We start from the raw sequence: 8,699 nt of genomic DNA, 5'->3' as shown, positions 1-8,699 counted from the left end.
CGATCGCCGACAACAACCAGAACCGGATGCTCACCGTCGTCTCCGGCCACCCCGTCAGCTCGAAATGGTGATGAAACGGCGCCATCTTGAACAACCGGGTCCGCGTGGTGCGGAACATGACGATCTGCAAAGCCACCGACCCGATCTCGGCCACGAACAGCGCCCCCACCGCGATCATCAGCAACTCGGTACGGCTGGTGATCGACAACCCCGCCAGCAGCCCACCCAGCGCCAGTGACCCGGTATCACCCATGATGATCTTCGCCGGCGCCGCGTTCCACCACAGGAATCCGACACACGCCGACGCCGCCGCCGCGCACACGATCGACAGATCCAACGGATCGCGCACCGTGTAGCAGCCCGGCACCGCGCGGGCCTGACACGAATGCGTGTACTGCCAGAACGTGATCAGCACATACGAACCCAGCGCCAACCCCATCGATCCGGCCGCCAGCCCGTCGAGGCCGTCGGTGACATTGACCGCATTCGACCACGCCACCACCAGCAGGCACGCCGCCGCCAGAAACCCGGTCACCCCGAGCGACACCGTGGAGATGTCGCGCACGATCGAGACCTGCCGACTGCCCGGCGTCAAACCGCCCCCACCCCGGAAATGCAACGCCAGCACCCCGAAAATCACTGCGGCACTGAGCTGCCCGACATACTTGCCCGACGCGGTCAACCCCAGGCTGCGATGCTTGGACAGCTTGATGTAATCGTCGAGGAACCCGACCCCGCCCAGCGCCGTGGCCAACCCCAGCACCAGCAACCCCGACGCCGACGGCCCGATCCCGTCGTAGCGCATACCCACCAGATGCGCCGCCGCGTATCCGGCCCACATGCCGATCAGCAGCGCGATACCGCCCATGGTCGGGGTGCCGCGCTTGGCCAGATGCGTCGCCGGACCGTCCTCACGGATCTGCTGGCCGAGCCGATAGCGGGTGAACAGCCGAATCAGCAACGGCGTCACCGTGATCGACACCGCCAGCGCCACCATCGCCGCCACCAGAATCTGCCGCATCCGACCCCCTCGAGACCCAATTCGGACACATGCTAGCCGGGCGCGGGACGATCCGGGCAGCGCCCGTTGTTAGCGTGGGGCATGGACAGCGGTGCGCGGCGACGCGAACAATTGCGAGAGTTCCTGCGCGGCAGGCGCGCCCGCATCACCCCTCAACAGGTCGGATTGCCCGCCGCCGGACGCCGCCGCACCCCCGGACTGCGCCGCGAGGAACTCGCCGTCGTGGCCGGAGTCGGTGTGAGCTGGTACACGTGGCTCGAACAAGGCCGCGACATCACCGTCTCACCAGAAGTCCTCGACGCCGTCGCCTCCGCGCTGCTGCTCGACGACCTCGAACGCGCCCACCTCTACATGCTCGCCGGGATGAACCCGCCCTGCCGCGCCGTCGACAGCGGCACCACGCTGACCCCCGAACTGCGCAACCTGCTCGACGCCTGGGGCGACCGCCCCGCCGTGCTGCGCGACCGCTACTGGAACGTCCTGGCCTACAACGACATCGCCGCCACCGTCTTCGGCTACGACGGCCCCGGCCACAACTGCCTGATCACCTACTTCACCAACCCCCGCTACCTGGCCATGCCCGAGATCTGGACCCGAGCCGCCCCCGCCGTCGTCGCCGCCTACCGCGCCGACTCCGCGCGCTGCCCCGACGACCCCGGCTACACCAGCGTCCTCACCGAACTCGCCACCCGCAGCCCGCAATTCGCGGCCCTGTGGGATCGCCACGACGTCGGCACCCCCCGACAAGCCGTCAACGCCCTGCACCACCCGGAGGTCGGTGACCTCCACTTCGACACCACCACCCTCACCCTCGCCGACCAACCCGACCGCCACATCGTCCTCTACAACCCCCACCCCGCCCACGACACCGCCACCCGCCTGACCCGCCTCGCCCACCCACCCCACCTGCACCTGGCCCCACCCGCCTGACCTTCATCAAGATCAAGGTGTACTCAGCGCGGGAATTTGTCTGGTTCACCGCGCTGAGTACACCTTGATCTTGAACCGAGTGCGGCAGCCACCCGCCTCGGGCCGCGCCAGGGCTGACTGTTGCTACTTGCTGGGATCGAGATCCCGGGAGCACAAGGCGTGGTCGACGAAAGTGGAGGCGAGCGGCCGCCGGGCCACAGCTGCTGCAGGTCGCTGCTGACCGGGACGGATGCCTTCATGGCGGTCAGTTGGGCGGCGGGCAGCAGGCGGCCCGAGAGCAGAGCGCGGAAGAAGGTGTTCTCGTCGCGAGTGGTGATCACCCAGGACAGGATCTCCGGGTCGATCGCGATCTGGTCGGTGACGTCGAGTGCGGAACCGGGGCCGAAGAATTGGTAGGCGCGCGCATGCGGGCCCGGGACGGCGGGAGAGGTGCCGAGCCAGTGGGTGGCGGTCATGGCCAGAGGGGCCAGGATGCGAGTCTGGATTTCCTCATGGGAGGGGCGGCCGGTGGCTTGCTCGACGATCATGCCCAGCAGCACGTAGCCGGTGTTGGAGTACGACCAGCCGGTGCCGGGCGCGAAGTCGGGGGCGTGGGCAGCGGCACGGGCGACCAACTGCTGGGAGGGGTAAATGTCGTGGCGCTGCTGGTAGTACTCCGCGGGCGTGGTGTAGCCAGGAAGGTCGTCGTGAATTCCGCTGGTGTGCTGCAGGAGTTGGCGCACGGTGATGTGGTCGGCGTCGATCGCGCTGCCGCGCACCGCATCCGGCAGCCAGCGGGTGAGGGCGTCGTCCAGGTGCACGGTGCCCTCGCCCTCGAGTTGCAGTACCACCGTCGCGAGCAGCGTTTTAGCGGTGTTGGCCATCCGGAAATAGCCGCTGGGATCTACCGGGGCACCCGTGACGAGGTCGGCGCTGCCGCTGGTCGTGAGCACCTCCGTACCCAGAACGAGGGGAAGGTAGTGGCGCACAGGCGAAGTCGCGATCGCGGCGATCAGGCCTTGACGACCTGGGTGCCGTCGGCGAAATTATCGTGCCAGCCCTGCTTGGTCGGGCTGGCCGACACCGTCACCGCGATGGCGAGCGCCGCGCAGAACCACAGCAGGCCACCGATCCACGGAATCAGGTTCAGCAGCATGTAGGCGTTGCGTTTGGCCGAATCCGCCAGGCTCGGCTTGGGGGCGCCGTGAGAACCGTTGACGTGCAGACCCAGAATCCGCTTACCGGGGGTGGCGCCGGTCGATACCTCGAAGGCGACGAAGTAGAGGAAGCCGAAGCCCGCGCCGGGCAGAATGTCGATCCAACCAGGTAGGTTGGAGCCGATGTTCAACAGCCAGAACAGGATCGCGCCGACGATACCGGCGATGATCCAGTCGATGAAGCGAGCCGCGGCGCGCGAGCCGATGCCCGCCGGGGTCACACCGACCGCCGAGCCCAGGTACTCGTACTGCCCGTAACCACCCGTGGTCATGGTTCCTCCTCGTATCGACCACCATGCTTTCCTCCATCCTGTGGCCGCACACCCCGCCGCCGCATCAGGGACCTCCCCGGAATCGACCCTGATTCCTCGCCCTCGGAATTCACCGCGCTCAGAACCGGTTGAGCGGTCGAATCTGCGGAGAGACCGCCGAATTGATCTGCAGGGCGATGATCAGCCCGATGCTCAGATACGTACTCAGCGGGCACAGCGCCACACTCACCGCGTAGAGCACCTGCACCACCACGATCCGATCCCGGATCGCGCGCAGGTCACCGGGTTCGGTGGATTCGGCCAGCAGCCCGGCCCGCGCCGCGTACCGCAGACTGCCCAACTGCACCAACCCCAGATACAGCAGGCACACCCAATACACCAGCAACGCCAGCCGCGACTGCGGAAACGCCGCCAGCAACGCGGTCGCGAACGGCACCATCGCGACACCGAACAACAGCATCAGATGAATCCACGCCAGACTGCGATCCGCGCGAGCCAGCAGATTCAGCTGCGTCTGCTGCCCGATCCAGAACATGCCCAACGTCAAAAAACCCAGGAAACAGATCAGGAACTGCGGCCCGACATGGGTGAGGGCATGCCACACCGGCTCCTCCGCCGACACCGCCCCCGCACTCCACAGCAGCCGCTCCTGCCAGGCCTGCGCGGCGGGCACATGCAACTCCAACACCAGCAACGTCATCGCGACCGCGAAGATCCCGTCGCTCAAAGCACCCAACCGGCCCAGATCCTGCCCGGCGATGCGGTGATAACGCGTCATGCGCGGCACCCTAACCCGCGACACACCCTGATCCGAAGGTGGTGGTGACACACCCACCATAACCACGCACTGTTTACCGCCTCCGTGCCACAGCAGGCTGAATGCCATGACACACAACGCATCCCGCTTCGAGAACAAGATCGCGCTGATCACCGGCGGCAGCAGCGGCATGGGCCTGGCCACCGCGCACCGGCTGATCGCCGAAGGCGCACAGGTGATCATCACCGGCCGCGACAAGACCCGCCTCGACACCGCCGTCGCCGAACTCGGCACGCACGCCACCGCCATCGCCGGGGACGCCACCGATATCGAGGACCTCACCGCTTTGACCCGCACGGTCGCCGAACGCTTCGGCCGCCTCGACGTCGTGTTCGTCAACGCGGGCATCGGCGCCTTCCAGCCCGTCGCCGCCGTCACCCCCGAGGAGTTCGACCGTGTGGTGGCCATCAACTTCAAGGCCGCGTTCTTCACCATCCAGCACACCCTGCCGCTGCTGAGCACCGGCGGCGCGATCGTCATCAACGCCTCCTTCGCCCTCTACCGCGGCGTGCCCGCCACCGCCCTCTACTCCGCCAGCAAAGCCGCCGTGCACAATCTCACCCGCACCCTCGCCGCCGAGTTGGCGCCCAAGGGAATTCGCGTCAACTCCGTGAGTCCCGGCTTCATCGACACCCCCGCCTACCGCGCCGAAGTCGCCCCCGACGCCCAAGCCGCCGCCGCGACCCTGGTGGCGGTCGGACGCATCGGCACCCCCGCCGAGGTCGCCGCCACCGTCACCTTCCTCGCCTCCGCCGACGCCTCCTACATCACCGGCCAAGACCTCCTCGTCGACGGCGGCCTGACCACCGTCATCCCCACCGCCGTAATATGACCGCGCTCGCCCCGAACGCTGTGGGTCGGCAACCAGTGCATCGGCGAACCCGACACCACGATCGACGGCACGCTCTAGCCGGATCGGCCGGGTAGCGGCTCAGGAGGCGCGCAGATCGGCGGCCGGGTCGGCGGTGATGCGGCCGGAATCGGTGTCGTAGTCGTACAACTCGGCATACCGGCCCCACTCGATCGCCAAATCCAGCTGCCGGCGCGCATCCTCGTCGGAGAAGCCGCGCTGCAACAGATCCAGGATGAAATCCGCGCGCACCGTCTCGTCGCTACTGCCCACCAGCGCACTGCAAATCGTGCGCACCAGCGGGGCCCGGCGGCGCGCCTGCGCGGCGAAGATCGCCTTACTGGCCTGGATGTCGGCATTGGTGAAATTCGCGCCCACATTGGTCAAGATCACGTCACCGGACTCCACCAGCAGGAAACCCAGCAGCGCCGCCGCGTCCACCAACGGCATCAGATCATCGAGCTCGAAGTTGAGCTCATCGGCCACCACCGGCAGATCCGCGCGACCACTGTTGCCGTACACCAGCTCCAGCAGACCCGCGATCCCGCCCACCGACGCGTCCGGCAGCGGCACCGCGAACGGTGTCGAGGTGTCGGTCGGGATCGCCACGGTCTCGGTGTCACGGCCGGTGAGCAGCCCGTAGATCTGATCCACCAGCGCCACGAATCCCGGCGCGCGCCGATTACGCGGGCGCGGCTGGGTGACGGCGACCTCGGCGATGATGCGCCCGGGATTGGAGCCCAGCACCACCACCCGATCCGCCAGCTGCACCGCCTCCTCGATATTGTGGGTCACGATGCACACGCATTTGGTGGGAAAGTCCTTGGTGGACCACAGATTCACCAGTTCGGTGCGCAGATTCTCCGCGGTCAGCACATCCAGTGCCGAGAACGGCTCGTCCATCAACAGCAGATCCGGTTGCAGCACCAGCGCGCGAGCGAACCCGACCCGCTGACGCATCCCGCCGGAAAGCTCCTTGGGGTAGGCGGTCTCGAAACCGTCCAGACCGATCCGGTCGATCGCCTCGAGCGCGCGCTGCCGCCGCGGCCCCGGCGCCACCCCGCGCGCGGCCAACCCCAACTCGACATTGTCCTGCACGGTCAGCCACGGCATCAGCGCGAAGGACTGGAACACCAGTGCCGCACCGGGATTCGAGCCGCGCAGGGGCTGATCCCGGTAACGCACCTCACCGCTGCTCGGGGCCAGCAGCCCCGCGATCAGCCGCAGCATCGTCGACTTGCCCGACCCCGAACGACCCAGCAACGCCACGATCTCACCCTCGCGCAGTTGCAGATTCACCTGATCGAGTACATTGAGCCGCTCGCCCGACGCGCCGGTGAAGGACATGTCGATGTCGCGCAGGTCCATCAGAACCTCGCCGGTGGCAAGGGTTTCGGTCATATCGGGCTCCTCTCAGAGCGAGTAGCGGCGCTGCGCCAGGCCGTAGAGCCGACGCCAGAACAAGCGGTTGATACCGACGACGAACGCGCTCATCACCAGCACGCCGATGAGAATGCGCGGCCCGTCCCCGGACTTGGTGGCCTCGGCGATATAGGCGCCCAGACCGGTCGCGGTCAAGGTGGTGTCGCCGAACTTCACGATCTCCGCCACGATCGAGGCGTTCCACGCCCCGCCCGCCGCGGTGATCGCGCCGGTCACGAAGCTGGGGAAAATGGCGGGCAGGATCAGCTTGCGCCACCACAGGATGCGCGGCAGCCGCAGATTCGCCGCCGCCTCGCGCAGATCATTGGGCACCGCCGAAGCACCCGCGATCACATTGAACAGGATGTACCACTGCGCGCCCAACGCCATCAGCAAGATCGCCGCCCACTGCAGGCTCGCGCCGGTCGCCACCAAGACCGCGGTCACCAGCGGGAACAGGAAGTTGGCGGGAAAGCTGGCCAGCACCTGCACGATCGGCTGCGCCAGCCGCGACACCCTGGGGTTCAACCCGATCCACACCCCGATCGGCACCCACACGATCGTCGCGAAGATCAACAGCACGATCACGCGCAGCAGTGTCAGCAGACCCAGCCAGGCCGCATGGCCCACCTCCCCGAATCCGGTGCTCTCACCGATGTAGCGGGCCATGGCGATCACACCCGCGATCAATCCCGCACCCACCACCAGCGTGAACACCACATCCCCGGCGCGGCGGCGCGCCGGAGCCACATACAGCGGATGCTCCGCCAGCCCGAACACGCGCAGGAACCGGTCCATCGGATACACCAGCGGCCCGAACACCCGCCCCAGCAGACCCGGAACATGGCTGCGGCGCAACAGATCCAGCATCAGCGAGCGCGGGGCGTCCGCGGATTCGCTGTCCTCCACCCGGAATCGCTCCGCCCACACCGTGATCGGCCGCCAGAACACCACATTGAGCCCGATCACCATCACGATCATGACCGCGATCGCCAGCAGCACCTTGCCCTGATCGGATTCCTCGCTCGCGGCGGCCACATACGAGCCGATGCCCGGCAGCACGTACTGGCGATTGTTGACGCTGATCGCCTCCGAGGCGGTCAGGAAGAACCAGCCGCCACCGAAACTCATCATCGCGTTCCACACCAGCGGGAACATCCCGGAAGGCACATCCACCCGCCAGAACCGCTGCCAGCGCGACAGCCGCAGATTGCGCGACGCCTCATCCAACTCCCGCGGCTGCGATTCGAGGCTGTGATGGAAGGCGAAGGCCATGTTCCAGGCTTGCGAGGTGAAGATCGCGAAGATCGACGCGCACTCGAGCCCCAGCGACGATCCCGGGAACAGAGCGATGAAACCGGTGATGGTCACCGACAGGAAACCCAGGATCGGCACCGACTGCAAGATGTCGAGGATCGGCAGCAGCACCTTGCCCGCGCGCGGCAGCCGTGCCGCCGCGGTCGCGAAGGTGAAGGTGAACACGATCGAGAGCCCCAGCGCCAGGAACATCCGCAGCAGCGACCGCGCCGCGTAATAGGGCAGCTCGCCCGGATCGGTGGAAATCGTGGTGGGCACGGCGTTCTCGTCGAAGGGCACGTGCATGCCCGCCGACACCTTCACCACGATCCAGATCAGCACCGCCGCGCCCGCGAACACCGCGATATCCGCCCACCGCGAACGCGGCCGATCCAGCGCACCCCGCGACGGATACGACCGCAGCGCCGCGTTCACTGCTCGGTCTCCACCGGCATCGGCACCGTGCGCCACCCGACACTGGTCACCGACGGTTCCAGACTCAACCGGCTCACCGCCGCCTCCATCTGCCGGTCGTCACGCCGATCCCCGGTCAGCTCCGCGCGCACCTGCACCCGCCCCGGCGCGGTGTCATGGCTCGAGATCGAGTTGAGTTGAAAGTCGGTGCGCGTCAGCGACTGCACCAGCAGCGCCCGCACATGCGCCTCGTGCGCGTCATCGGTGTCGGCGGTGAACGCGTACAGCGCGACCTGCGCCTCGGGCCCCTCGGTGACCGGGCGATCCACACTGCGCGCCACCGTGCGCAGCGCCGTGTTCACCACGACGACGGCCACCGTGCCCGCCGCCGCGGTCGTGTACATTCCCGCACCCGCCAGCGCGCCCACCGCCGCCGCACACCACAGGGTCGCCGCCGTGTTGAGACCGCGGATATTGAACC

The 8,699-nt window shown here is 67.5% G+C and carries 9 protein-coding genes; 2 read left to right on the top strand and 7 right to left on the bottom strand.

What is annotated here, in order from left to right:
• The coding region (gene mraY / locus ACWELQ_RS29350; RefSeq protein WP_452400273.1) for a phospho-N-acetylmuramoyl-pentapeptide-transferase at positions 1-1,021 on the bottom strand (1,021 nt) is incomplete at its 3' end.
• 81 nt (positions 1,022-1,102) lie between these two features.
• Between mraY and ACWELQ_RS29345 the strand changes: the two genes are divergently transcribed.
• Positions 1,103-1,951 carry a helix-turn-helix transcriptional regulator gene (locus tag ACWELQ_RS29345; RefSeq protein WP_452400272.1) on the top strand — a complete coding sequence of 283 codons (849 nt, stop codon included), beginning with the start codon at positions 1,103-1,105 and terminating at the stop codon, positions 1,949-1,951.
• A 23-nt stretch (positions 1,952-1,974) separates the two neighbouring features.
• On the opposite strand, the gene ACWELQ_RS29340 is transcribed toward ACWELQ_RS29345, so the two are convergent.
• The 3 genes from ACWELQ_RS29340 to ACWELQ_RS29330 all read right to left on the bottom strand — a co-directional run bounded on the left by ACWELQ_RS29340 (position 1,975) and on the right by ACWELQ_RS29330 (position 4,197).
• Complete coding sequence (locus ACWELQ_RS29340) at positions 1,975-2,883, bottom strand: serine hydrolase domain-containing protein (protein WP_452400271.1); 909 nt, start codon at positions 2,881-2,883, stop codon at positions 1,975-1,977.
• 59 nt (positions 2,884-2,942) lie between these two features.
• Complete coding sequence (locus ACWELQ_RS29335) at positions 2,943-3,419, bottom strand: RDD family protein (protein WP_452400270.1); 477 nt, start codon at positions 3,417-3,419, stop codon at positions 2,943-2,945.
• Positions 3,420-3,537: 118 nt separating this feature from the next.
• Positions 3,538-4,197: a TMEM175 family protein gene (locus ACWELQ_RS29330; RefSeq protein WP_452400269.1), complete on the bottom strand. Its 660-nt coding sequence runs from the start codon at positions 4,195-4,197 to the stop codon at positions 3,538-3,540.
• 106 nt (positions 4,198-4,303) lie between these two features.
• On the opposite strand from ACWELQ_RS29330, the gene ACWELQ_RS29325 reads away from it, so the two are divergent.
• A complete protein-coding gene (locus tag ACWELQ_RS29325) occupies positions 4,304-5,068 on the top strand; it encodes a glucose 1-dehydrogenase (protein ID WP_452400268.1) in 765 nt (254 codons plus the stop codon).
• 99 nt (positions 5,069-5,167) lie between these two features.
• Here the strand turns inward: ACWELQ_RS29325 and ACWELQ_RS29320 are convergent, their stop codons facing one another.
• The 3 genes from ACWELQ_RS29320 to ACWELQ_RS29310 form a co-directional block, all read right to left on the bottom strand.
• Positions 5,168-6,487: an ABC transporter ATP-binding protein gene (locus tag ACWELQ_RS29320; protein WP_452400267.1), complete on the bottom strand. Its 1,320-nt coding sequence runs from the start codon at positions 6,485-6,487 to the stop codon at positions 5,168-5,170.
• A 12-nt stretch (positions 6,488-6,499) separates the two neighbouring features.
• Positions 6,500-8,239: an ABC transporter permease gene (locus ACWELQ_RS29315; RefSeq protein WP_452400266.1), complete on the bottom strand. Its 1,740-nt coding sequence runs from the start codon at positions 8,237-8,239 to the stop codon at positions 6,500-6,502.
• Positions 8,236-8,699: MgtC/SapB family protein (locus ACWELQ_RS29310; protein WP_452400265.1), on the bottom strand; the 464-nt coding region annotated here is incomplete at its 5' end. The genes ACWELQ_RS29315 and ACWELQ_RS29310, both read right to left, overlap by 4 nt.

Source organism: Nocardia sp. NPDC004722, from assembly GCF_053601505.1.
The sequence above is the reverse complement of the archived record's forward strand: the minus strand, read 5'-3'. Positions and strand labels throughout refer to the sequence as shown.